The 24,229-nt window shown below is 59.3% G+C and carries 17 protein-coding genes, 2 tRNA genes, 2 rRNA genes, 1 pseudogene and 1 riboswitch; of the genes and pseudogenes, 17 read left to right on the forward strand and 5 right to left on the reverse strand.

The features are described from left to right. Window positions 1-23 precede the first annotated feature (23 nt). The 11 genes from IPK17_RS33435 to IPK17_RS33485 all read left to right on the forward strand — a co-directional run bounded on the left by IPK17_RS33435 (window position 24) and on the right by IPK17_RS33485 (window position 10,632). A tRNA-Ile gene (locus IPK17_RS33435) sits at window positions 24-97 on the forward strand. Window positions 98-111: 14 nt separating this feature from the next. Further along, a tRNA-Ala gene (locus IPK17_RS33440) sits at window positions 112-184 on the forward strand. Between the two features lie 165 nt (window positions 185-349). Continuing rightward, window positions 350-3,106, forward strand: a 23S ribosomal RNA gene (locus IPK17_RS33445). 162 nt (window positions 3,107-3,268) lie between these two features. Then, window positions 3,269-3,385, forward strand: a 5S ribosomal RNA gene (gene rrf / locus IPK17_RS33450). Window positions 3,386-3,532: 147 nt separating this feature from the next. Continuing rightward, window positions 3,533-3,796, forward strand: a complete 264-nt coding sequence (locus IPK17_RS33455; protein ID WP_343422057.1) for a putative signal transducing protein — start codon at window positions 3,533-3,535, stop codon at window positions 3,794-3,796. Next, entirely contained in the window at window positions 3,789-4,739 is a 951-nt protein-coding gene (locus tag IPK17_RS33460; protein ID WP_343422058.1) for a P1 family peptidase, read from the forward strand. Before IPK17_RS33455 ends, IPK17_RS33460 begins: the two co-directional genes overlap by 8 nt. Before the next feature lie 87 nt (window positions 4,740-4,826). Beyond that, window positions 4,827-5,513: a response regulator transcription factor gene (locus IPK17_RS33465; protein ID WP_343422059.1), complete on the forward strand. Its 687-nt coding sequence runs from the start codon at window positions 4,827-4,829 to the stop codon at window positions 5,511-5,513. 3 nt (window positions 5,514-5,516) lie between these two features. Beyond that, a complete protein-coding gene (locus tag IPK17_RS33470; RefSeq protein ID WP_343422060.1) occupies window positions 5,517-6,788 on the forward strand; it encodes a sensor histidine kinase in 1,272 nt (423 codons plus the stop codon). A 101-nt stretch (window positions 6,789-6,889) separates the two neighbouring features. Next, window positions 6,890-7,012, forward strand: a riboswitch (FMN riboswitch). Between the two features lie 137 nt (window positions 7,013-7,149). Next, the gene (locus IPK17_RS33475) at window positions 7,150-8,001 is read left to right on the forward strand and encodes an ABC transporter permease (protein WP_343422061.1); all 852 of its coding nucleotides are present in this window, start codon (window positions 7,150-7,152) and stop codon (window positions 7,999-8,001) included. A 99-nt stretch (window positions 8,002-8,100) separates the two neighbouring features. Further along, a complete protein-coding gene (locus IPK17_RS33480) occupies window positions 8,101-9,240 on the forward strand; it encodes an ABC transporter substrate-binding protein (RefSeq protein ID WP_343422062.1) in 1,140 nt (379 codons plus the stop codon). A 159-nt stretch (window positions 9,241-9,399) separates the two neighbouring features. Beyond that, window positions 9,400-10,632, forward strand: a complete 1,233-nt coding sequence (locus IPK17_RS33485; RefSeq protein ID WP_343422063.1) for a cysteine desulfurase-like protein — start codon at window positions 9,400-9,402, stop codon at window positions 10,630-10,632. A 49-nt stretch (window positions 10,633-10,681) separates the two neighbouring features. Here the strand turns inward: IPK17_RS33485 and IPK17_RS33490 are convergent, their stop codons facing one another. Together IPK17_RS33490 and IPK17_RS33495 are read right to left on the reverse strand one after the other, a co-directional pair. Further along, window positions 10,682-11,515, reverse strand: coding sequence for a GAF domain-containing protein (locus IPK17_RS33490; protein WP_343422064.1), 834 nt, complete (start codon window positions 11,513-11,515; stop codon window positions 10,682-10,684). After that, window positions 11,512-12,633, reverse strand: coding sequence for a M20/M25/M40 family metallo-hydrolase (locus IPK17_RS33495; RefSeq protein WP_343422065.1), 1,122 nt, complete (start codon window positions 12,631-12,633; stop codon window positions 11,512-11,514). Before IPK17_RS33495 ends, IPK17_RS33490 begins: the two co-directional genes overlap by 4 nt. Window positions 12,634-12,770: 137 nt before the next feature. On the opposite strand from IPK17_RS33495, the gene IPK17_RS33500 reads away from it, so the two are divergent. After that, entirely contained in the window at window positions 12,771-13,478 is a 708-nt protein-coding gene (locus IPK17_RS33500) for a response regulator transcription factor (RefSeq protein ID WP_343422066.1), read from the forward strand. Between the two features lie 69 nt (window positions 13,479-13,547). Here the strand turns inward: IPK17_RS33500 and rpsT are convergent, their stop codons facing one another. Together rpsT and IPK17_RS33510 are read right to left on the reverse strand one after the other, a co-directional pair. Then, window positions 13,548-13,826 carry a 30S ribosomal protein S20 gene (gene rpsT, locus IPK17_RS33505; protein WP_343422067.1) on the reverse strand — a complete coding sequence of 93 codons (279 nt, stop codon included), beginning with the start codon at window positions 13,824-13,826 and terminating at the stop codon, window positions 13,548-13,550. A gap of 126 nt (window positions 13,827-13,952) precedes the next feature. Continuing rightward, window positions 13,953-14,912 (reverse strand): tetratricopeptide repeat protein, encoded by a 960-nt coding sequence (locus tag IPK17_RS33510; RefSeq protein ID WP_343422068.1) that lies wholly within the window; start codon window positions 14,910-14,912, stop codon window positions 13,953-13,955. A gap of 166 nt (window positions 14,913-15,078) precedes the next feature. Here IPK17_RS33510 and IPK17_RS41190 point away from each other — a divergent pair. Both IPK17_RS41190 and IPK17_RS33515 read left to right on the forward strand, forming a co-directional pair. Continuing rightward, a pseudogene (locus IPK17_RS41190) lies at window positions 15,079-15,195 on the forward strand (DNA mismatch repair protein MutT); the annotation flags it as partial. Window positions 15,196-15,210: 15 nt separating this feature from the next. Next, entirely contained in the window at window positions 15,211-15,639 is a 429-nt protein-coding gene (locus IPK17_RS33515) for an NUDIX hydrolase (RefSeq protein WP_343422069.1), read from the forward strand. A gap of 4 nt (window positions 15,640-15,643) precedes the next feature. Here the strand turns inward: IPK17_RS33515 and IPK17_RS33520 are convergent, their stop codons facing one another. After that, window positions 15,644-16,525, reverse strand: coding sequence for a GAF domain-containing protein (locus IPK17_RS33520; protein WP_343422070.1), 882 nt, complete (start codon window positions 16,523-16,525; stop codon window positions 15,644-15,646). 107 nt (window positions 16,526-16,632) lie between these two features. On the opposite strand from IPK17_RS33520, the gene IPK17_RS33525 reads away from it, so the two are divergent. Genes IPK17_RS33525 through IPK17_RS33535 form a run of 3 tightly spaced genes read left to right on the forward strand, consistent with a single transcriptional unit; the run spans window position 16,633 to window position 24,208 of the window. After that, complete coding sequence (locus tag IPK17_RS33525; protein ID WP_343422071.1) at window positions 16,633-17,379, forward strand: DapH/DapD/GlmU-related protein; 747 nt, start codon at window positions 16,633-16,635, stop codon at window positions 17,377-17,379. Further along, window positions 17,376-23,066 (forward strand): nSTAND1 domain-containing NTPase, encoded by a 5,691-nt coding sequence (locus tag IPK17_RS33530; protein ID WP_343422072.1) that lies wholly within the window; start codon window positions 17,376-17,378, stop codon window positions 23,064-23,066. The genes IPK17_RS33525 and IPK17_RS33530 overlap by 4 nt, the downstream gene beginning before the upstream one ends. Continuing rightward, window positions 23,063-24,208 (forward strand): glycosyltransferase family 4 protein, encoded by a 1,146-nt coding sequence (locus tag IPK17_RS33535; protein WP_343422073.1) that lies wholly within the window; start codon window positions 23,063-23,065, stop codon window positions 24,206-24,208. Before IPK17_RS33530 ends, IPK17_RS33535 begins: the two co-directional genes overlap by 4 nt. Window positions 24,209-24,229 lie beyond the last annotated feature (21 nt).

Genomic DNA, 24,229 nt, shown 5'->3' on the forward strand with positions numbered 1-24,229 from the left:
ACACGCTGCACCTTCACATCCACGGGGATATAGCTCAGTTGGCTAGAGCGCACGCCTGATAAGCGTGAGGTCCGGTGTTCGAGTCGCCGTATCCCCACACTGCATCCATTCGGGGATATAGCTCAGTTGGGAGAGCGGCGCCTTTGCAAGGCGTAGGCCAGGGGTTCGAGTCCCCTTATCTCCACAGATATTTCAATCGGTCAGCGTTCATAAGTCGCTTATGAGCGGTGACGGGGCGAAATATCGTCTCGGATGGCACCTTAACAACTTAATAACGCAAATGGGAAACGACGAATCAAGAGCAAGTCTTCGAAAGTAAGCGAGAGTATCCTCTTCTCCGTAACACAGGTTCAAAGCGGATAAGAGCATACGGGGGATGCCTTGGCGTCAAGTGCCGATGAAGGACGTGGTACACTGCGAAAAGCGTGGATGAGGCGTGTGCAGCCGTAATAGTCCACGATGTCCGAATGGGGAAACCCGGCAGGCGTGAGCTTGTCACCCCGCGAGGGGAGGGAACCGGGCGAACTGAAACATCTCAGTAGCCCGAGGAAAAGAGAAGGATTCTGCGAGTAGTGGCGAGCGAAAGCGGAAGAGCCCAAACCGGAGCAATCCGGGGTTGTAGGACTTCTATCAGCAACCGAAACTGAACCGAACGGCTTGGGAAAGCCGACCAGAGGGGGTGAGAGTCCCGTAGGTGAAGGGGACGGTTGTGGGGGGTATCCTGAGTACCACAAGGCACGCTAACCTGGTGGGAAGCTGGGACGACCACGTTCCAAGGCTAAATACACTTGACGACCGATAGCGCAAGAGTACAGTGATGGAAAGGTGAAAAGAACCCCGGCGAGGGGAGTGAAAGAGAATCTGAAACCGTATGCTTACAGACGGTCAGAGGGGGTAAAACCCTGATGGCGTGCCTATTGGAGAATGAGCCCGCGAGTCAATAGCTGTGGCCAGCTTAAGGGAGTGACACCCGGAGGCGAAGCGAAAGCGAGTCTGAATAGGGCGATTAGTGGCAGTTATTGGACACGAAACCAGACGAGCTAACCATGTGCAGGGTGAAAGTCCGGTGACACGGACGGGAGGCCCGAACTCACGTTTATTGCAAAAACGGGGATGACATGTGGTTAGGGGTGAAATGCCAAACGAGTTTGGAGATAGCTTGTTCTCTCCGAAATAACTTTAGGGTTAGCGTGTGGTGATGACGACCGGAGGTAGAGCACTGAATGGGCTAGGGGGCTGTGAGCTTACCGAACCCAATCAAACTGCGAATGCCGGTCGGTGAGCCATGCAGTCGGACGACTGGAGATGAGTTCAGCCGTCGAGAGGGAAAGAACCCAGACCCCCGGTTAAGGTCCTGAAGTTCATGCTCAGTGGGAAACGATGTGGTCGTGTTGAGACAGCCAGGAGGTTGGCTTAGAAGCAGCCATCCTTGAAAGAGTGCGTAACAGCTCACTGGTCGAACGCGACTGCGCGGAAAATGGAACGGGGCTGTAAGCATGACACCGAAACCAGGGACTTGCGTAAGCAAGTGGTAGGAGAGCGTCCCCACAGCGGTGAAGTCGCACGGGCAACGTGCGGTGGAGTGGTGGGGAGTGAGAATGCGGGCATGAGTAGCGAGAACGTTGTGAGAACCAACGTCGCCGGTAGTCTAAGGTTTCCGACGGAAGGTCAGTCCACGTCGGGTGAGTCGAGCCTAAGCCGAGGCTGGAAAGCGTAGGCGATGGACAGCAGGTCAAAATTCCTGCACCAGTATGTGGAGCGAAGCAGGCCATCGCTTGAAGGTAGCCGTTAGCGGGTGGATGTTAACGGATGCTGGATGGGGGTCAAGAAAAGACTGCGGAGCGGTGAAGCATACTGACCGTACCCCAAACCGACACAGGTAGACGAGTAGAGGATACTAAGGCGAACGGGAGAACCTCTGTTAAGGAACTCGGCAAAATAGCCCTGTAACTTCGGGAGAAGGGGCGCCCCTGCAAGGGGGTCGCAGTGAAAGGGCTCTACCGACTGTTTACCAAAAACACAGGTCTGTGCTAACGCGCAAGCGGACGTATACGGGCTGACGCCTGCCCAGTGCCGGAAGGTTAAGAGGAGCGGTGCAAGCTGCGAATTGAAGCCCCGGTGAACGGCGGCCGTAACTATAACGGTCCTAAGGTAGCGAAATTCCTTGTCGGGTAAGTTCCGACCCGCACGAAAGGCGTAACGAGTGGAGCGCTGTCTCAACAGGGGACCCGGCGAAATTGAAGTACGTGTGAAGATGCGCGTGACCCGCAGCAGGACAAAAAGACCCCGTGGAGCTTTACTGTAGCCTGTCATTGCGTTAGGACTGCGTTTGTGTAGGATAGCTGGGAGGGGGAGAAGCTGGGCCGCTAGGCTCGGTGGACCCGACGGTGAAATACCAGCCTGACGTGGTTTTGACCCTAACCCTTCGGGGGACAGTGGCAGGTGGGCAGTTTGACTGGGGCGGTCGCCTCCTAAAAGGTAACGGAGGCGTTCAAAGGTTGGCTCAGGCTGAATGGAAACCAGCCAGTGAGTGCAAAGGCACAAGCCAGCTTGACTGCGAGGCCAACGCGCCGAGCAGAGACGAAAGTCGGACTTAGTGATCCTACGACTCCGAGTGGAAGGGTCGTAGCTTACCGGATAAAAGCTACCCCGGGGATAACAGGCTAGTCTTGTCCAAGAGTTCACATCGACGACAAGGCTCGGCACCTCGATGTCGGCTCATCGCATCCTGGGGCTGGATAAGGTCCCAAGGGTTGGGCTGTTCGCCCATTAAAGCGGTACGTGAGCTGGGTTCAGACCGTCGTGAGACAGGTCGGTCTCTATCCGCTGTGGGCGTCGGGAGTTTGAGAGGATCTGCCCCTAGTACGAGAGGACCGGGGTGGACGGAGCGCTTGTGTGTCGGTTGTCGTGCCAACGGCACAGCCGAGTAGCAATCTCCGGAGCAGATAACCGCTGAAAGCATCTAAGTGGGAAACTGACCTCAAGATGAGACTCCCCATCGCGAAAGCGAGTAAGACCCCAGGTAGACGACCTGGTTGATAGGCGGGAGGTGGAAGCGCAGCAATGTGTGGAGCTGACCCGTACTAATGGTCGAGGGCTTTGAGTTCTGTGTTGCGGGGAAGAGAATACTCTGGCTGAGCTGGAGAAGCTGCGAATGATGAAGTCGAAACCCAGACAGCGCGATTGACCCTTCAAACGAGGGGAGAGCGTGCTAGAATACGCGTTATTGAGTGAACAACAACAACTTGTGAATGAACGAGAAGTGTGTGTTGGTGGTTTGAGCGGTGAGGGTCCACCCGGCTCCATCCCGAACCCGGCAGTTAAGCTCACCAGCGCCGATGGTACTGCAAGGGCGACCTTGTGGGAGAGTAGGTCACTGCCAACCCACCCTTCTCGTTTTTCTATTCCCAAACCGACATGCCCCGCCGAACGGACAGCCAACAGCGTCCGTTTTTGATTCCCTACCCCGTCGCAACTATCTATTTCGAGCGTCCCGCGTTACACTTCATGTTATAGAAGACACGGAGCAAATATGGAAGATTTGCGCATAGTGTACGTGACGAACAGTGATTTTGATGCCCGCGTGGTGGCTGGGCTGCTGGAGACCGCGGGCATTCCCGTCATCGTGCAGCAAGAGCCAGCGGGCAGCGCCCTTGGCATCACCGTGGGGCTGCTCGGTGAAGTCAAAGTGGTCGTGCGTCCCGAAGATTATGAACGCGCTCTGGACATTCTTGACGACGTCCCCGATGAGACGCTGCTGCCTGATGGCGATGATGACGACACCATTGGTGAATAACACTCTCACTGCCGTCCCCGGTTTTCGGGTCGGCCATATAACCGATCTTGACGCGATTACGGGCTGCACCGCCGTGATCTGCCCGCCCCACACCGTTGGTGGTGTGGATGTGCGCGGCGGAGGCCCCGGCACGCGGGAAGTTGAACTTCTGCGCCCGCTCTATCAGGTCAGTGAAGTGACGGCGGTCATGCTCGCCGGCGGCAGTGCGTTTGGTTTGGCAGCGGCCGATGGCGCGATGCGCTATCTGGAAGAGCATGGCCTCGGCTATTCCACCCGGATGGGTTTCACGGTGCCGATTGTCCCGTCGGCGATCCTGTTCGATCTCGGGATTGGTAACGGTACTATCCGGCCGGATGCCGCGATGGGTTACGCTGCCTGCGCCGCGGCGACCACTGATCCGGTGGAGCAGGGGAGTGTGGGGGTGGGGACAGGCTGTCAGGTGTGCGCCCTGCGTGGCAGCGCTTATGCGACCAAAGGGGGCATCGGATCGGCGGCCATTGATCTCGGTAACGGCCTGATCGTCGCCGCACTGGTCGCCGTAAACGCAGTTGGCGAAATCCTCGACGAGCAGGGCAAGATTCTCGCCGGATTGCGCGATGATGTTGGCGGTTTTATGCCGATCATGGAAGCATTTCGGCTGCTGCCACCGCCACCGGTTGCCGCAGCGACGGTTATTGGCGTGGTCGCGACGAATGCGCGCCTCACCAAAGCTGAAGTTAACAAAGTCGCACAGATGGCGCATGACGGGTTGGCCCGGGCGGTGCGTCCTGCCCATACGATGTATGATGGAGATACGTTCTTTGCGCTGGCGAGCGGCGTCATCCCTGCCGATGTGAACCTAATCGGGATGTATGGCGCAGAAGCCGTGACGCAGGCGATTCGCAGCGGTGTGCGCGCAGCACAATCACTCGGAGGTGTGCGCGCTTGTTATACGCAAGGTTAAATGTGTTAAGTAAATATCCCTCCAAGTTTAATTCTGAGTTAGTACAGACTTGATATTCTTAATCCTGTATCCAGTCTGGAGGTCTCAATGTCTAAAGTACTCATCGTAGAAGACGAAGAAACGCTGGCGCGCAACCTCGCCGATAAACTGCGCGGCGAAGGCTTTGCAGTGACGACCGCGGGGGATGGCGAAGAGGGTCTGGAGAAACTGCGGGACGAACATCCCGATCTGATTATCCTCGACATCATGCTGCCGAAGTTGGATGGCCTCAGCCTGTGCCGGTTGATTCGCCGCGACGCGGGTATGGCGCATATTCCGATCATCATGCTGACGGCGCGCGGCACCGAAGTTGACAAAATCGTTGGGCTGGAAAGCGGCGCCGATGATTACGTCGTCAAGCCGTTCGGTCTGGGTGAATTTCTGGCTCGCGTGCGTGCGGTGATGCGCCGTGCTCCCGGTCGTCCTGCCATGCAGGATGAACTCGTATCTGATGACCTGCGTCTCAGCCTGACGGGACGCCGCCTGTTTAAGAATGATACGGAAGCCAAACTGAGCAATAAGGAATTCGATCTGCTGGTCGAGCTCATGCGCAATCGCGGCGTCGTGCTCTCGCGCGATCTGCTGCTGACGAAGGTGTGGGGTTACGACTACTACGTCGACAAACGCACGGTTGACGTGCACATTCGCTGGCTGCGCGAGAAGATCGAAGATGATCCGTCCACGCCCAAGCGGATTGTGACTGTGCGCGGGGTCGGCTACCGATTTGAAGGGTAAGGGATGACGAGCTCGCAAGACATTCAGCGGCTGCGGCAGGCGATTGCCCAGCACGAGCAGGAATTTGAAACGCTCCAGACCACCATCGCCGAACAGGAAGCCGCGCTGACGCGGCTCAAACAGGAACTGAACGAGCGTGAACGCATTCTGACCAGCGTCCAGGTGACGCTCGGTCAGCAGGAACTGCGCGCACTGGAAGAGACGGTGGTCGATGAGAGCACCGCTCAAGAAGCGCCAGACTATAAGCTGGCGCTCGCGCTGACGCTGGCAAATGCTGCTTATGACGCGCTGATCGTGGTAGATGAGCAGTACCGCATCATCGGCATTAATGACAGCGCCGAAGCCCTGTTTGAAGTAACGCGCCCTATCGGGCAGTCGCTGGAAAGCGTGACGCATCTCCCCGAACTGGAGATGATGGTCGCCGATGCGCTGGCCAACGAGGAAGAGACCTACGAAGAACAGGTGACGCTCAACCGGAAGCCGTTCCGGGTGCGCTGCCGCGTGATTCGCCGCGATGAGCACCTGTTTATCGGGTTGGCGCTGCAAGATGTCTCCGAATTGGTGCGGCTCAACCGCGCGCGTCGCGACATGGTCGCCAATATTTCCCATGAGCTGCGCACGCCGATTGCCAAAATCCGCCTGATTATCGACAGCCTATTCCACGAGCAGGATAAACCCAAACGCAAGCAGAGCACCTCGGCGCTGCGATCGATTGCGCGCGAAACTGACTCGCTGTTGTGGCTGGTGCAGGAACTGCTCGATCTCTCCATGATCGAGTCCGGGCAGGCGATTCTGCGCATGGTCGAAACGCCGGTCAGCGAAATCACCGCCGACACGATTGAGCGGTTGGACGAACTCGCCACCAGCAAGGACCTGACGCTCGTCAGCGCGATTCCGGAAGGCTTGCAGGTGCTGGCGGATCGCGATCTGGTACGCCGCGTGGTGGTTAACCTCGTCCACAATGCGATCAAGTGGTCGCCGCCCAAACAGCCGATCACCATTCAGGCCGAAGCGGCGGGCGACGAAGTCATCATCAGCGTACTCGATAACGGCCCCGGCGTCCCCGAAGAACACCGCGAACGCATCTTCGAACGCTTCTATCAGGTCGATCCCTCGCGGTCTTCCGGGGAAGGTACGGGCTTAGGCTTGGCGATCTGCAAGCATATTGTCGAAGCGCATGGTGGGCGCATTTGGGTGGAGAACAACGATCACGGCAAGGGCGGGCACGGCGGTTACTTCCGCTTTACGCTCCCGAGCGCGGAAGCAACCTCTTAAGGCGGGTTCAGTTATCGACCCAGTAATTTAAGGTCATTCATCATTAATTTACACTCCCTGCTGCCAACCCACGTAAATCGTGCTATACTGGATGTAATAGCATAAGCCTTCGGGGCAGGGTGAAATTCCCGATCGGCGGTACAGCCCGCTACCCGTGACACGTCACGGTGGATCTGGTGAAAGTCCAGAGCCGACAGTTACAGTCTGGATGGGAGAAGGCGACTCGAGTGCGCGGAACTTCGGTTTGGCGCTCTCTTGACTTTGGCATATCCAAAGGTCGTTGAGGTCGTGCAATTACTCAACGCTTTTGACGTACCTGACTCCCAATGCCCCGAACTTCTAGCGATGACGGGGTATTTTTATGCAAGCGAATGGCCTCTACGACAATCTGCGCGATATGCAGCGACGAATTCCGAATGGACGAGCGCTCACACCGGTGATCGGTGTGCTGGCGCTGTTTGTCTTGTGGCAGGTTGTGACCCTGCTCGAACTCTATCCGGCGTTCATCATTCCGCCGCCGACCGCTGTCTTCGAGAAATTCGTCGAGGTGGTACAGGATGGCCGCTTGTGGCTGCATACCAGCACCACGCTCAGCCAGATGCTCGTCGGGCTGGGGATTGGAGTTTCCTTCGGGGTGCTGCTCGGCTACAGCATGGCGAAGTCGCGCCTCCTCGAAGATGTGCTCTCGCCGATTGTTTTGGCCTTCCAATCGACGCCCGTCGTCGCCTACGCGCCGCTCCTCGTCATCTGGTTTGGCAGCGGGGCGACGAGCAAGATCGTCACCAGCGCGTTGATCGTCTTCTTCCCCATGCTTATGAATACCATCGTCGCTATCCGCAACGTGCCGGAACATCAGCGCGAACTGATCCGCTCGTTCGGGGCGAATAGTCTGGAAACGTTCGTCAAGCTGGAGATTCCGGCATCGCTGCCCGTGCTGCTCAGCGGCCTCAAGGTGAGCGCGACGCTCGCTGTGATCGGCGCGGTGGTCGGCGAATTCATCACGGCGCAGGCGGGGTTGGGCTTCTGGATCAAGCTGGCGCGCGATCAATACGATACGCCGCTGGTGTGGGTCGGCATTTTGACGTTAGCTTTCATCGCCCGCGTGATGTACGGCATCGTCGCGCTGCTGGAACGGCGCTTCATTGTGCAGCCGCACAGCACGACGACCTCGCCGCTCGGCGAAGCAAAAACTCGGTCAAGTCAACGCGGCTAAATTCAATCTCTGAGCGAGAGTTCGGCAGGGCGAGGCGGTGACTACGCCGCGCCCGTGTGCCGTCTTGGATTTCACTGTTGCAGAGGAGCAAGTAGCGTTATGAAGTTCGTTCGTTTCCTGATGGTTTTCGCAATCGCCGCGCTGCTCGTGGTGGGCGGCGTGTCAGCGCAAGACCAGCAAGACCTCACCTTTTTTCTCACGTTTGTCCCGAATGTCCAGTTTTCCCCGCTGTACGTCGCCATTGACAATGGTTATTTCAGCGAAGTCGGCCTCAATCTGACAATTGAACACGGTGACGAACCGCTCGGCGTCGATCTGATCGCGTCTGGTCAGCGGCAGTTCGGCATGATCAGCGGCGAGCAGGTGATCGCGGCGCGGGCGCAAGCGCGTCCCGTCGTGTTCGTGTACGAATGGTTCCAAGCCTATCCGGTTGGGATCGCCGTGCCTGTGGAGCAGGGTATCACGACGGTTGATGGGCTGCGTGGGCATGTGGTTGGCATCCCCGGTCGGTTTGGCGCCTCCTACAGCGGCTTGACGGCGCTGTTGGCCGCCAACGGCATGACCGAAACCGACATTCAACTTGAAGAAATCGGCTTCAATGCGCCGGAAGCGATCTGCACCGCACGGGTTGAGGCGGCGGTCGTCTACAGCAACAATGAACCGCTGCAAATCCGCAACCGCGCAGCGGCGGGCGACTGCGGTTCGGTGACCGATGTCGTCGTCATTCCGGTGGCGGACGCCGCCGACATGGTCTCGAACGGGATCGTCACCAATGAAGATACAGTCGCCAATGAACCGGACCTCGTGGCGTCAGTTGTCGGCGCGTTTGATCAGGGACTGCGCGATACGATCAATAACCCCGCTGCCGCTTACCTCAGCAGTGTAAACTATGTGGAAAACCTGCCGCTGAGCGAGGCGTTAAGCACTGCGCTGATCACGGCAGCGGACGATCAGAACGTGTGGCTGACGGATAATCCGGACGCCACCCGCGCTGAGGTGGCCGCGCGCCGGGCTGAACTGCGCGCCGCCTTGGGCGAACAATTCACCGCCGACGAACTGGTACAGTTCGACGTGCTGCTGGCGTCGATTGAGTTCTGGGACGCCGATCAACTAGGTATCTCGACGCTCGACTCGTGGCAGGTGACGCAAGATACGCTCAGCACGATGAACTTCCTGCCCGCACCGATTGACCTCGAAGCGGCGTTCACCAACGATTTCGTGCCCGCTGCGGCGGAGTAAGCGCGCGGTTTAGCCTCACCCCTTTGTCCCCTCTCCCACAGGAGAGGGGATTTTTTATACGTCCACCTCATACCATTCATCGCCGCCCGGTTGCTTTTCCTCCCGCGCAATGTGTTACACTCATCCACGTTTAGCTTCATAAAATAGGATGAGATGAGCATGGCAGCATTTGATGTGGCGGCCGTTCGCGCCCAGTTCCCCGCGCTCAATCGCGTTATCGCGGGCGGCGGATACCCCATTTACTTTGACAACCCCGCGGGCACGCAGGTTCCGCAGCGGGTGATCGACGCGGTGAGCGGCTATTTCCGCGAAATGAACGCCAATTCCGGCGGCGCATTCCCGACCAGTCATGCCAGCGACGCCATGGTCGTAGAAACGCGCCGGAAATTGGCCGCGTTCCTCAATGCGTCTCGTCCCGAAGAGATTGTGATCGGCGCGAACATGACCACGCTCAACTTTGCGCTCTCCCGCGCCATCGCCAAGACGCTGCAACCGGGCGATGAGATTGTGCTCACACGCATGGATCACGATGCCAATGTGTCGCCGTGGCTGCGCATCGCCGAGGATTACGGGCTGGTCGTGCGCTGGGTCGACATCATCGAGCCGGAATGCACGCTGGATCTGGATACACTCGAAGCGGCGCTGACCGACCGCACGAAGGTGGTCGCGACTGTCCACGCTTCAAACGCCGTCGGCACGATCAACCCGGTCAAGCAGATCGCGGCGATGGCGCATGCCGCGGGCGCGCTGTATGTCGTCGACGCCGTGCAGAGCGCGCCGCACATTTCCATCGATGTGCAGGACATCGGCTGTGACTTCCTGCTGTGCTCCTCCTATAAGTATTTTGGGCCGCATCAAGGCATCCTCTATGGGCGTTACGAGCTGCTGTCGTCGCTGCCCGCGTATAAGGTGCGTCCGTCGAAGGACAAAGCGCCATACCGCTGGGAAACGGGTACACCCGCCTTTGAACTGATCGCCGGGATCGGCGCGTGCATCGATTATCTCGCTTCGTTGGGCGGCGGCAGCAGTACGGATCGCGCGGCGCTGGTCACGGGGATGCAGGTGCTCGGCGCTTACGAGCAGGAACTCGCCGCGCATCTGATCGAGGTGCTGCAGGCGACGCCGGGCGTGCACATTGCTGGCATTACTGATCCGGCGCGTTTTCACGAGCGTGTGCCAACCGTTGTGTTCACGCATGATGGGTACACGCCCACGGACATCGCCGCCCGCCTTGCCGCGCAAAACATCTATGTCTGGGATGGCAATTACTACGCGGTCGAAATCATGAAGCGGCTGCGCAACGAGGAACACGGCATGGTACGCGTCGGGTTGGCGCACTACAACACCCACGAGGAGATTGAGCGCTTTGCGGGGGCGTTGAAAACGCTGTAATCAAGGTAATGGTAACGTGGGGCAAGGGGATCATTGCCCCACGGTTAGGTTACTCTTTCGATACCACGGCGTCGAGCTGCGCGCTGACCAGTTCCAGCAGCATCACATCCTGCTTGGTGATGGAGCCGGGAACATCGCGGCAGGCGACGATCACGCCATAGCGGGTGGTGACGCCGACAGGTGTCACCGCGCCCGCGCCCAGCCGCCCGCGCTTGACCAGCGGGTGATTGATCTCGTCGCTTGGGCCGATGATCACACTTTCCCCGGTTACGGCGACGTGTCCCATGATGTCGTCGGCGGTGGCCTGTTTGGGCGCGACTGCTTGAATGGGGGCGGGACCTTCCTGCGCTTTGAGCGTGAGAGTCAGCGGTTCGCTGTTGTCCATGCGATAAAACGCCACATAGTGATAGCCAATATCAAAACATGCGCTGACTGCCGCCTGATGCTTGCCCGATTCGCCCGATGCTTTGCGCAGCTTCTTGGCGAATTCGCGCACAGGCGGAATCGCATCGGCGCGCAGCGTGTCCAGCCGCCGATCGGACATCAGCCGGTTGATACGGCGGATTAGATCGTCATTGACGAACGGCGCCGTCGAAATCTCGTCGGCGTTGCCGGGGATGGCGAAATCCGCCTCTTCATCGACCAGCACGATCAGCAGGCGCGGGTAGTCATGGCGGAGTTCACTGATGAACTCAAACGAGCGGTCGAGTTCATTGTCGAGCACGAGCACGTCGATCGGGTTCTCCTGGTTGTGGAGCGCATCAAGCGCATCCGTGGTTTCGTTGACGAGTGTGATGTTAAACGGGTCGTACGCCGAGAGATTCTTGTAGTAGCGACTGGCGAATTCACGGCGGACGGTGACGAGAACGGAGATCCTGCTCATCGAGTTTCCTTTGCAATCGTAATCAGCACCGCCAGTAAGTGACGGAGGCCAAGGGCGACGGGGCTGACTTCAACAAATTCGTCCGTGCGGTGGGCATTGCCCCCACGGGTGATACCGACGGTGACGGCGGGGCAGCCTTCCGACAGCGGGACGTTCGCGTCGGTGCTGCCGATTTCCAGCGACGCGCGCACGCCGAGATCGGCGAGGCTGGTGAGCGCGGCCTGCACGAAGGGATGCGCGACCGGAATCGCGCCGGCGGGACGGTCGCCCACAACTTCCACTGTGAATGTGAGATCGTCCTGCTCCAAGGCGCGAATATGCCCGCGCACTTCGTTTTCGAGCCGATTTAAGGCAGAACGCTCTTCCGAGCGCAGGTCGAGCCACAGGCAGGCCTGCGGCGCAATCGCGTTGATCGTCGTGCCGCCTTCGATCATGCCGATATTGAAAGTCGTGCGCGGACTCTGCGGCGGCTGCAGCGCGGCGATGCGCGCGCCCAACTGCACGATGGCATGCGTGGCGCTCGGGCGGCCAAAATGCAGCCAACTGTGACCACCGGACGTGGTCGCACTGATTTTGAGACGGCGCACCGAGATACCAGCGTAATAGACGTGGCCGAACGCCAGCCCTTCGATGTTGATCACGCCGCGAATCTTCCCCCGCAGGCGGTCATAGGCGGCACGTATCCCGCCCAGGTTGCCGAGCCCTTCCTCGCGGGTGGTGGCAACGAACCACACATCGGTGGGAAAACTCAGGTTGTCGTCGCGCACGGCCTTGATCGCGGCGAGCATCCCGGCGACGCCCATGCTGTTATCGCCCAGCCCCGGCCCGAAGATCAGGTCGCCTTCGCGCCGAATGGTGAGATCCGTTTCCGCAGCGAACACGGTATCCGTGTGGGCGGTCATCAGGATGCCGGGCTGATCCGATGCCTTGCCGGGCAAACAGCCGTACACGTTGAACATATCGTCGATGTCGACGGCGGTGAGGCCAAGAGCCGAAAACTGTTCAGCGACGTAGGCAGCGCGCGGTTGTTCCTCGAAGGTGGGCGCGGCGATCTGCTGAATTGTGATCGCTTGATCTACTGTCCACTGTGCAAGTTGCCTGAAGTCGCTGGTCTGCATCCCCGTCTTTCCTATCTGTTGGTCAATTCGAATTGCCGTTAGCTTACCTCAACTTGACCAACTTGTGCAGTAAACGCTTTGCCCGCGTTCCGTTCCTAGACTATAATGGACGACTCAACAGCGTGTGTGGAGGGACTATGGCAACTATTTTGCTGGTGGAGAAGACGGGAGCACAGCGAACCTCATTCGCCGACGCGTTACAGAAACGCTACGCCGTGATGACCGTATCCAGCGGCAAACAGGCGCTCACGCTCGTGCACGAAAAAGGCTGTCATATTGTCGTGCTGGATGCGATTTCCATGCGCACGCCCGGTGACCGCATCGCCCGCCAGCTCAAGGATGGCATTGGCACGATTCCCCTTATCCATCTGCACCCGGAACACAAAGCCACCAGCCCCGCTGATGTGCTGCTGTATCAGCCGTTTACATCGCGCAAGCTCGTCAACACCATCGAACGCCTGCTCACCGCCAAGCGCGGCAGTGATGAAGTGATCAGCGTTGGGCCGTTCACCATCAATATGGAACGGCGCTTGCTCATCGCCAACGGGCAGGAGACCTCGCTCACGCCCAAGCTCGCGCTGCTGATCGAAATGTTCTTTGCGCACCCCGGCGAAACGCTCGACCGCAAATTCCTCATGGAGCAGGTGTGGCACACCGACTATCTCGGTGACACGCGCACGCTCGATGTCCACATCCGCTGGATTCGCCGCCTTATCGAAGCGAACCCGGGCGACCCGCAGTTCCTCAAAACGGTGCGCGGCGTCGGCTACCGGCTGGACTTACCGGGGTACGTTACCGCCCCCGTCGCGCTTGAGTCTGTCGAAGCGACCTTACAAAACGCCTGAAATCTTCACAAATAAAAAATCGGCTTCAAGAGCCGATTTTTCGTATTTGGGATAACCGAGCGCGCTGCGTTACTTGGCGACGCGCTGCTTCATCGCGTTGAGCTGCTTCATCAGGCGGCTCTTGCGGCGGGCGGCGTTGTTCGCGTGAATCACACCACGGCTGGCGGCCTTGTCGAGATCCTGAATCGCCTTGCGGGTCGCTTCAATCGCCGCATTCACGTCAGAACCATGCTGGGCGACGCGGGCCTTCTTGACGAAGGTGCGGGCGCGGTTGCGGAACGTTTGATTGTATTCGCGGCGCTTCGCGTTTTGACGAATGCGCTTAATCGCGGAACGTGTATTTGCCATCTTGTCTCGTGCGGCAAAAGCGCCGCCGCTCCTCTCAAAAAAACATCACGGAATATCGAGCGATTTTACACGCCCATCCCGTGAATGTCTAGCGTCGATTAAAGGACAGCCTAAATCTGGCGCGAACTACGCCGACAGCAAGCTGATCGCCAGCAGTGCGGCGGCGCCCACGTTGATGATCACCAGCAGCACGGTCGCCAACACGAGCAGAATCGGCGCGCGCTGCCGCGTGCCGGGCAGGCGGGTCGGTTTGATTTCGCCGGGAATCTGCGCGAAGAGCAGACCTTCTTCCTCTTCCAGAAACTCCCCGTCCTGATCTTTGTCCGCATCGTACAGAATCGACGTGCTGGGCTGCTGCTCACTCGCTTGCACGAACTTATTAGCCGCTTCTTCAAGCTCCTCGTCAAAGCCGAACGTCGGCATCGGCGTGCTCGGCACAGGAGAGCGCGGCGGTGGGGCAGAGCGCGGCGCCGGTGGGGGAGCCGCGGGCGGCGGTGGCGAAATGCGCTTGGGCGGGGCATCCGGAATTGGGGCGGGCGCGGGCGGCGGTTCCATCTCGACGGCGGCGCCAAACGGTCCACCAGCAATATCATCGTCGAGATTGAAGTCGGTGAACGGCGAATTGCCCGACGGCTTGACCGTCACTGTGCCCGGCAAGTTGAGGTTCGTCACCCAGGCGTCAAGGTCTTCTTCGGATGGTTCTTTCGGCGCGGGCGGTGTCCACGCCGGGGCAGCGGCCGGTTCGGGCGCGCCCCATTCGACACTGGTCGAGGTCGCGCGGTTGGAAAACGCTCCGGAGTTCGCCGCGGCGCTCAACGGCGAGGTGGGCGGCTTCGGCTTTTGCTTGGCCAGATATTCTAACCCCTGCTTGGCGCGTTGATTATTCGGGTCAACAGCCAGCACATTTTCCAAACATGTCCGCTGATCATCCAGCGATTCCATCGTGCCGCTCAGCCAGAGCCAGGCTTCAGCGTTGTATTGATCCAGCTCCACGGCGCGCAGCAGCATCGCTTTGCCTTCATCTTTGCGCCCGGCCTTGATCGCGTTCATGCCCTCGCGGACTAAGCCTTCAACGTTAGCGGACATCTCACCATCACTCCTCCACCATCGCACACGTTTAATAGTATCACAAAGCTGTAGATCGCGAATTCAAAGGCGAAGGATTCGTGAATTTTTAGGGAACCTCATCTGAATATTCCGAGGGTTTCGTTATATTATGGACTCTGAGCAGCGCAGGTTTATTGAGGGACTCATGAGTCGCGTCGTTAAAGGTCCGTTTGAGGTGGTTTCCACCCGTCATATATACACTAACCCCTGGATCACAGTACGCGAAGACAAGGTAGTACGACCCGGCGGTACTCAGAGTATATTTGGCGTTGTCGAGATGATGGCCGGGTCTTCGATTCTGGCCTTGACGGACGATTGCCAAGTCTATCTAGCGCGTGAGTACAAGTACGGTCTGCAAAACTACTCCATCGAGACGGTGAGTGGTGGTTTGGAAGTGGGGGAGACCCCGCTCGAAACGGCGCAGCGTGAGCTGCGTGAGGAATTCGGCATGGAAGCGCGCGAATGGATCAGTTTGGGAACGATCTACCCGTTCACCAACGTGATCAATTCTGCGAGTTATCTGTTTCTCGCGCTCGGCGTTGAAGTGAAGCATCCGCCGAAACCCGACCCCGGCGAACACATCGAAACGCTCAAGCTGCCGCTGGAGCGCGTGGTGGAGATGGTGATGAACGGGGAAATTGTCAACGGGTCGGCTTGTGCCTTAATCCTCAAGGCGTATTACTACCTCAAATCCATGAAGCAGTAGTTCGTTAGTCGCTGCGACTGCGGCGGCGTAAATCCTTGACCTTTGACGACAGGTCCTGGAAATATTCGCTTTCCGTGATCTCTTTAACTTTTTCCTGCACACGGCTCTGATCAATTTCGACGAGCAGCGCCTGCACCTGCCGCTGGGCTTCTTTGAGTTCATCCTGAACTTTTTCAAAGAGGCGGGCATTGGAAATCGCAATCGCGGCCTGGTTCGCGAAGGCGGAGAGCAGCGGAATGTTCTCCTGACTGAACACCCCCTGTTCTACCCGGTTATCCGCGTACAGTGCGCCCACGACTTTGTCTTTCAAAATCAACGGAATGATCACAATCGAGCGCAGTTCGTTGAGGAACACGCTTTTCATCTCGGTGAAGCGGTCGTCTTCCTGCGCGTTGGTGCTGACGATGGGGCTGCGCTGCTCAATCGCTTCGTGGATCATCTGATGGCTGAAGGTGATGGCGTCCTTCGCGAGGTTTTCGGCGCGATTGTTGCGCGCGACGTGCACGCGGAGATCGCGGTTTTCCCCTTGCGTGAGCATCAGATAGGCGCGTTCTGCTCCGGTCAGCTTAATGACCGTGTCGAGCACTTCTTCCAAAACCTGATCGAATTCCAGCGAGGACGTGATGAGGGCAGACGTGTGTACCAGCTCCTGCATTTGCGTGAGCTGTTTCTGCATCTTCAGGGCGCTCTTATGCGACTTCTCGAGGTCATGCATCAGCAGCTGCGCCATACCATTGAAGTCAATCTGAATCTGGATACCGCGCTTGCTCAACACCTGCATCGTACGATCAAGCGTTTGCTGAAGCTTACCAGCCTGTTCGGTTGTCTGGTTGATATGCTCGATCAGTTCAGGTGTGTCACCATTCGTCGCTTCAGCCACATTCATCCCTCAAATCCAAACGCTGCTTATCCATCGCGCTATCTTGATTCCAATCTTACACCATTTCGAGCTATACTGAAATGAATTTATCTGAATCCATGTGTCTGAACAAAATGACCTACATCAGTCCCAAAGCCATCATCGAAGATCATGTTTACATCGGGCGGAATACAACCATTCATGCAGGCGTACATCTTAAGCGCGGCGTAGTGGTTGAAGACAACTGTATCATCGGGAAACCGTCGCGCGTGCAGATGAATCGGTTTCAGGAACAGGTGCGTTCATCCAGCACCCGCCTGGAATTCGAAGATTACGACGCTGTGATCGATACGCCGACCATCATCGGCGAAAATGTGCTGCTGCACAGCGGTACGACCCTCTTTGCGGGCGTGACCTTAGCCGAAGGCGTGATCACCGAAGATAATGTGGTGGTGCGCTGGGATACGCAGGTTGGCGCGTTCACCAAGCTGATGCTGGCGGGGTTCGTCGGGTCCTACATCACCATCGGAGAATACTCGCGGGTGGGTGGGCTGCTCGGCAACCGGACGCAGATCGGCAGTTATGTCACGACCTTTGGCAATTTGCTGCACAGCTACAAGCAGTACGGCGCGAACCGCGTTGAACCCGCGCCCATCGTTGAAGACTATGTCATGATCGGGTATGACAGTAATCTGATCGGCGGCGTGCGGATTGGTAAGCGGGCGTATATCGCTGCGGGCGCGACCATCTCGAAAGATGTGCCGCCGGATACCGTCGTCACCGGGTACAACCAGCATCGTCCGATGTCGGCATGGCAGGGTTCGCTGAGAGATGATTATCTCGCTTCGTTCCCCACTGATCCCTTGAAGGATGAAGAATGAGCGACGCAGTTGAAGTAGGGCAAATCCTCAAAGGTTACGAACTCAAGGAAATCTTGGGGAAGGGTGGGTTCGGGGCGGTCTACCGTGCCTATCAACCGCTGGTCAAGCGCGAAGTGGCTATGAAGGTCATTTTGCCCGCATTCGCCAATCGTCCATCGTTCGTGCGGCGGTTCGAAACCGAAGCGCAGTTGGTCGCGCAGTTGGAACATCTGCACATTGTGCCGCTCTACGACTACTGGCGTGACCCGAGCGGCGCGTATCTGGTGATGCGTATGCTGCGCGGTGGCACGCTGGAGCAAGACCTCAAAAAGAATGGCCGCTGGTCAGTCGAGATGACGGCCACGCTGCTCGAACAGATGGCGTCGGCGCTCAACGTCGCGCATCAGACGGGCGTCGTGCACAGCGACCTGAAGCCCGCCAACATTCTGCTCGACTTGGAAAAGAACGGCTACCTGTCCGACTTCGGCATCGCCAGCAACCTGCGCGAAGAAGGTGGCGAGAACCTTGACGACAGTCTGGTCGCAGTGGGGACCCCCGCGTACATCACGCCGGAACAGATCCAGAACCAGCAGTTGTCGCCGCAGTCCGATATCTACAGCCTCGGTCTGGTGATCTTCGAAACGCTGACCGGACGGCGCGCGTTTGTGGCGCAGAACATCTACGGATACGTCTCGCAGCAGTTGACCAAAGACCTGCCCGATGTGACCGAAACCAACCCGGACATTCCGTTCGCCGTCAACGAAGTGCTGGCGACCGCCACGGCTAAGAACCCGACCAATCGCTACCCGGATGCGCAAGCGTTTGCCCGCGCGTTCCGGCAGGCGATTCAGGCGCGCAAGGACATTGGCATCTCGCTGGAAAGTCTCGACGATACCAACGATCTAATCCAGATCAGCGGGGATGTCGGCAACCTGACCATCACGCCCGAACTGGTGGAGATGGAAGCGCACAACCTGTCGCTGGTCAACCCGTATAAAGGTCTGCGCGCCTTCCAGCAAGGCGATGCTAAAGACTTCTTTGGCCGCGAGGAGTTCACCAACTCTGTGCTGGATCGCCTGCGCGATACCGAAGGCGCCTATCGTTTTCTGGCGATCATCGGCCCGAGCGGCAGTGGTAAATCGAGCGTGATCAAGGCGGGTGTGCTGCCCGCGCTGCGCCGCGGCGCAATCCCCGGTTCGGAACACTACTACATCGCGGAAATGGTGCCTTCGACCGACGCGCTGCGCGAACTGGAAGCGGCGCTGCTGAGCATAGCCACCGCGCCGCCCGAGAACATGTCGCAGCGGCTGCGCGAAGACCGCGCCGGGCTGCACGAACTGCTCAACGCGATTCTGCCGGACGACGACAGCGAATTCCTGCTGCTCATCGACCAGTTTGAAGAAGTGTTCACGCAGACCAACGACAACGCTGTACGTCTGCATTTCCTCGAAAGTGTGCGTCATGCCGTGAATGCGCCGGGCAGCCGCCTGCGCGTGATCGTCACGCTGCGCGCGGACTTCTACGATAAGCCGCTCTCCTACCCGGATTTCGGGGCGCTGGTACGCCAACGCACCGAGATCATCCTGCCGATGAACGAACGCGAACTGCAGCAGGCCATCACTGGCCCGGCGGAACGGCTCGGCGTGCGCGTCGAACCGGCGCTCGTGCAGAAGATGATCGAAGATGTGAGCAATGAGCCGGGTGCGCTGCCGCTGCTGCAATACGCTCTCACGGAGAACTTCGAACGGCGCACGGGTTACGTCATGACGCTGGACGCCTATATCGCGGCGGGTGGGGTGCTCGGGGCGCTGGCGCGGCGCGCGGAAGAACTGTACGGCCTGATGGACAAGGAACAAAAAGAGGCGGTGCGCCAGTTGTTCCTGCGCCTGGTGACGCTCGGTGAAGGCGCGGAAGACACGCGGCGGCGCATCCTGTGGTCGGAACTCGTGTTCATGCGCGATGTCGACGATCCGTTGCAATATGTGCTCGACATTTACGGCAAGTATCGCTTGCTGACCTTCGACACCGACCCGCAGACCCGTGAGCCAACCGTCGAAGTGGCGCATGAAGCGCTGATCCGCAACTGGGAACGCCTGCGCCAATGGCTGCGCGAAAGCCGTGAAGACCTGCGCGTGCAGCGTCGGTTGGCGACGGCGGTCACCGAATGGCGCAACGCGCATCAAGACGCCAGCTTCTTGGCGTCGGGCGTGCGCTTGCAGCAGTTCGAACTGCTTTCCAGCAGCAAAGACATTTCGCTGACTTCGGAAGAGAAAGCTTATATTCAGGCGAGTATCGAGAAGCGGGAGGCGTTAGCCCTTGAAGAAGCTGCACGGCAGGCGCGTGAAGAAGCGCTCGAAGCCCGCAATCGCCGCATTTTGCGCTGGTTGGCGGCGGTGTTCGCGGTGGCCGCGGTCGCCGGGTTGATCCTGGCGGTTGTGGCCTTCAACGGGCAGCAGGAAGCGCAGCGGCAGCGCGTGATCGCCGAAGGCGAGACGGTGCGCGCCGAGGCGGAAGCGGCGCGCGCTGAACGCGAAGCCGACGAATCGCTGAGCATCATCCTCGCGCAGCAGGCGGTGACCTTCCCGCGGGCGGGCGAGCAGCCGTTTGACGGTCTGGCCCGGGCGATGGAAGCGAATCGCTTGCAGGACTCGCCGGTCGATGCGCAGCGCACGCTGGCCGATATGGTCTATCAGCCGGGCGCCATTCGCCAATTCAAAGGCCACGCTAACTGGGTGTTCCAGTCGGCTTTCACGCCGGATGGCAGCCAGATGCTCACTGCTGACTTGAGCGGCGTCATCATCCTGTGGGATGTGGCGACCGGTGAGGAAATCCGGCGGTTTGGCGCGGATGGCATTGGTCACGATGACCTCGTATTCTCGGTCGCGGTCAGCCCGGATGGGACGACGGCGATCACGGGATCACAGAAGAAGAACTTCATCCTGTGGGATCTGGCGACGGGCGAAGCCATCCGCACGATTGGCGCTGGCGGCGAGGGCAACCTCGATGCCGTGTGGGCAATTGCATATCTGCCGGATGGACAGAGTGCCATCATCGGTTCGAACGACGCGAATGCCGAGCGCAATCTGATTCAGTGGGATTTGAACACAGGTGAAATCATCCGCCGCTTTGAAGGGCATGCGGGTGCCGTGTTTACTATCGATCTCAGCCCTGACGGCCAGTATCTGGCGTCGGCAGGCGGCGCGGGCGAAGTCCGCCTGTGGGATCTGGCGACGGGCGACGAAGTCCGCACGCTGGAGGGCTACACCAAGGATGTTTACGGCATCGCCTTCAGCCCCGACTCCGCGCGTGTGATCGGCGCGGGCACGGAATCAACACTCAACGTGTGGGATGTTGAGACGGGGGATATGCTGGAACAAGTCCCGGTCGCCGGGGTCGTGCGCGGTCTCGACTATTCGCCGGACGGCAATACGTTCGCGGCAGCGCTGCTCGATACGACGGTCGCGCTGTGGGACGCTCACTCATTTGCACCGCTGCAAACTTTCCTCGGGCATACCGGCCTCGCCATAGGCATCACCTATACGCCGGACGGCGGACGCTTTGCGTCGGCGGCGCAGGATGGCGTGATTCTGTGGGATGTGTACGGGCGCGGCGCGGAAGCGTGGCGACAGGCGGAAACGGCGCCGGTCTACGCTTCTGCCGCTGCTGGCGATCAGATCGCTGTGGCGACGGCTCGTGGGGTCAGCCTGCGCAATTTTGCGACGGGCGAACTGATTTCTGAGTTCAACGCGGAAACGCCGCTGTATTCGGTCGCCTTGCAGGGCAATGTGATCGCTGCGGGCGGCGCGGACGGCTCGGTGACGCTGTGGGATACGGCGAGCGGTGAGGTTGTACGCACGATTGCAGCGCACACGTCGCCGGTACGCGCGATCGCCATCAGCTTGGATGGAACGCAAATTGTCACCGGCGGCGGCAACATCCAGATCAGCCGCGGACGCCCGGTCGACAATGATCTGGTTCTGTGGGATGCGGCGACCGGTGCAGAAATTCGTCGTTTGAGCGGCCATACCGCGCCGATTCGGAGTGCTGTGTTCAGCGCGGACGGCACACGAGTGTTGTCCGGTTCGGACGACGGCAGCTTGATCTTGTGGGATGTGGCGACGGGCGAGCGGATTCAGACGTTTGCGCCGGATAACGCCGAGACGACGGATGTCATCGAAGGCCACACGCAAAGCCTGACGAGCGTCGCCCTGAGCGCAGATGGTACGCTGGCGCTCTCCACGTCACGCGACCGCACGGCGCTGCTGTGGGATGTCGCGACCGGGGCAGTTGTGCGGCGCTTGCTCGGACACACCGCGGTGGTGCGCGATGCGGCCTTCAGCCCGGATGGGAGCTATGTCCTGACGGCCTCCGGTTCAGAACGCTCGGGCGGTTCCGTCGATAACACACTCATCCTGTTTGATGCGGCAACGGGCAGCGCTTTGCGGCAATTCAGCGGAAACAGCAGCCTCATTCGCAGCGTGGTGTTCAGTGACGATGGCACGCAGGCGATCTCGGCGGCCAACGACGGACAATTGATCGCGTGGCACATATTCGATCTGCCGGCGCTGCTCGATTGGGTGTACGCCAATTATGAAGTCGACTGCGTGCCGACCGAGATCGGTTTTGACCAGAAGCTCGGCGCGAACCCCCGCTGCCAGCCGCTGACGGTCGTCACAGCGGCGGCGGAAAGCTTCGCGGCGTTCTCGCCCGCGCAGGCCGAGAACAGCGATGCCCTCGTGTGCGCTGCGCCAACCGCCGAAGGCTTCGATCTGCCGACGACGCTCGTTGAAACAACGCAGTTCGCGCGCGCAGTGCCGTTCACGATTGGTTACAGCCAAGCGTCGGATGATGCCCGGAGCGCCAATATTGCGGCGTGGGCGCGTTACGAAGCCAGCCAGCACGACGAGATCGAGACATTCGACGTGGTGAACGCGGACGGCGATTACGACGCGCAGGTCGAAACCGTGCGCGGGTGGATTGAGGCGGAAGCCAGCCTCATCCTGATCGAGCCGATTGAACAAGCCGATATGTCGGCGCTGCAAACTGCCATCGCGGATGCGGCGGCGGCCAATATTCCGGTAGTCCTGGTGAATCATCGCGTCGCGCAGCATGATTATGTGACGTATGTCGGCGTGGATGATTTCCAGGCAGGCTGCATCATGGCGCAGGAGCTGGTCGCGGCGCTGGACGGCGAAGGTACCTTCGCGCGCCTGAACGCGATCGATGCGACACTTTCGGATAATGGGCGCAAAGCGGGGGCGACGGCCGGTTTCGCCAACTACCCCGGCCTGTACGAAGCGGGCGGTTACGCGACCGGGTTTGATGCGCAGGTGATCGCCGACCGAATCGGCGAAATGCTCGGCGCGAACCCGCGCGTGGATGGCATCTGGTCGTACGACGGCACGATTTCCGCGGAAGCCCTCCAGATATTGCTGGACAGCGGGCGTCCCGCGGTGCCGGCGCTCGGCGATCAACGGGTAGAGTTAGCGCGGCTGCTGCTGGACAATAACATCGACGTGCCGCTGCTGTTCATCCCGAGCTCGATGGGCGCGGATGCAGTGCGGGCTGGTTTGAGTATTTTGAGCGGTGAATCCGTGCCCGCGTCGGTTGTGGTGCCCGTTGACCTGATCTGGCCAACGGCGGACGACCTCAATGACGGCGCACTGATCAATGATTTGGATGGTCTGCCAGAGGAATTTCACCCATGAGTAATGTCGGCGTGAATGTTTTTGCCGATTTGACCGGAGAGGGCAGCCTGAGCGAGACGGCGCGCACATCAGTGGGTGCGCTCCGTCGGCGCGGCGTCCCCTTCAGCTACAATGAACTGCTGTTCCCCTATGCCATGTATCGTGATGGCGTGGGGCTAGATGCCGATTACGGCGTCACGCAGACCGGGATGATCTACCCGGCGAATCTGCTGTGCTACAACCTGCATTTGTTCCCCACCTTCCCGAATGAGCGCCTCGCCGAAATCCGCGCCGGGCGTTATACGATGGCGCTGTGGGTGTGGGAAATGCCTGACCTGCCCGACTACTGGCATAACGAGTTCGACAAGCTGGACGAAGTGTGGACGCCGTCAAAGTTTGTGGCGGACAGCTTCGTGAAGGCGACCACGAAACCGGTGACGGTCGTGCCGCATCCGATTGAACTGCTGCCACAAACGCAGGGCCGTGCCGCGTTTGATCTCCCTGAAGATCGCACGGTGTTCCTGTTCACCTTCAGCGCAGGGTCGGGTGATGGACGCAAGAACCCGTGGGGCGTGCTGGAAGCTTACCGTCGCGCGTTTGGCAATTCGCAGGCGGCGGATCGACCAGTTCTGTTGATCAAAGAGCAGCACGCGGCTTACTTCCCGGTCGTGACGACGGCGCTCGCGGCGAAGTGCGAAGAAGTCGGCGCACGCTTGATCACCGAGACGTATTCACGGCAGAAGATGCACGACCTGTACTACAACATCGACTGTTTCGTGTCGCTGCATCATGCCGAAGCCTTCGGGTTGGCGATGGCGGAAGCGATGGCGGCAGGCAAACCCTTGATCGCGACGGCGTATTCCGGCGCGCTGGAATTCATGACGCCGCAGAACAGCTTCTGGGTGGACTATAAGCTGCGCGAAGTCGTGGCGGAAGATCATCGCTACCGTCCCGAAATGGTCGATCACTTCCGTCCCGGTATGATTTGGGCGGAAGGCGACATCGATCAAGCGGCCGAGTACATGGTCAGCGTGGTGGAAAACCCCGAGGCGGCGCGAGCGGTCGGCGCCCGGGCGGCACAGGATATCCGCGCCAACTTCAATTATGACGTGATCGGCGCAATCATGGAGCAGCGCGTGCGGCGCGCCTGTTTGGGCGCATAAACTGAGGTTAGGACGGCGATT

The organism is Candidatus Flexifilum breve, from assembly GCF_016713355.1.

What these genes read in the sequence shown, in the direction of transcription:
- IPK17_RS33480 (WP_343422062.1), top strand. Translation starts at nt 8,101, where the DNA reads ATGAAGTTCGTTCGTTTCCTGATGGTTTTCGCAATCGCCGCGCTGCTC.
- IPK17_RS33520 (WP_343422070.1), bottom strand. Translation starts at nt 16,525, where the DNA reads ATGAATGTGGCTGAAGCGACGAATGGTGACACACCTGAACTGATCGAG.
- IPK17_RS33535 (WP_343422073.1), top strand. Translation starts at nt 23,063, where the DNA reads ATGAGTAATGTCGGCGTGAATGTTTTTGCCGATTTGACCGGAGAGGGC.
- IPK17_RS33530 (WP_343422072.1), top strand. Translation starts at nt 17,376, where the DNA reads ATGAGCGACGCAGTTGAAGTAGGGCAAATCCTCAAAGGTTACGAACTC.
- IPK17_RS33515 (WP_343422069.1), top strand. Translation starts at nt 15,211, where the DNA reads ATGATGGCCGGGTCTTCGATTCTGGCCTTGACGGACGATTGCCAAGTC.
- IPK17_RS33455 (WP_343422057.1), top strand. Translation starts at nt 3,533, where the DNA reads ATGGAAGATTTGCGCATAGTGTACGTGACGAACAGTGATTTTGATGCC.
- IPK17_RS33490 (WP_343422064.1), bottom strand. Translation starts at nt 11,515, where the DNA reads ATGAGCAGGATCTCCGTTCTCGTCACCGTCCGCCGTGAATTCGCCAGT.
- IPK17_RS33495 (WP_343422065.1), bottom strand. Translation starts at nt 12,633, where the DNA reads ATGCAGACCAGCGACTTCAGGCAACTTGCACAGTGGACAGTAGATCAA.
- IPK17_RS33510 (WP_343422068.1), bottom strand. Translation starts at nt 14,912, where the DNA reads ATGTCCGCTAACGTTGAAGGCTTAGTCCGCGAGGGCATGAACGCGATC.
- IPK17_RS33500 (WP_343422066.1), top strand. Translation starts at nt 12,771, where the DNA reads ATGGCAACTATTTTGCTGGTGGAGAAGACGGGAGCACAGCGAACCTCA.
- IPK17_RS33525 (WP_343422071.1), top strand. Translation starts at nt 16,633, where the DNA reads ATGACCTACATCAGTCCCAAAGCCATCATCGAAGATCATGTTTACATC.
- IPK17_RS33475 (WP_343422061.1), top strand. Translation starts at nt 7,150, where the DNA reads ATGCAAGCGAATGGCCTCTACGACAATCTGCGCGATATGCAGCGACGA.
- IPK17_RS33465 (WP_343422059.1), top strand. Translation starts at nt 4,827, where the DNA reads ATGTCTAAAGTACTCATCGTAGAAGACGAAGAAACGCTGGCGCGCAAC.
- rpsT (WP_343422067.1), bottom strand. Translation starts at nt 13,826, where the DNA reads ATGGCAAATACACGTTCCGCGATTAAGCGCATTCGTCAAAACGCGAAG.
- IPK17_RS33485 (WP_343422063.1), top strand. Translation starts at nt 9,400, where the DNA reads ATGGCAGCATTTGATGTGGCGGCCGTTCGCGCCCAGTTCCCCGCGCTC.
- IPK17_RS33470 (WP_343422060.1), top strand. Translation starts at nt 5,517, where the DNA reads ATGACGAGCTCGCAAGACATTCAGCGGCTGCGGCAGGCGATTGCCCAG.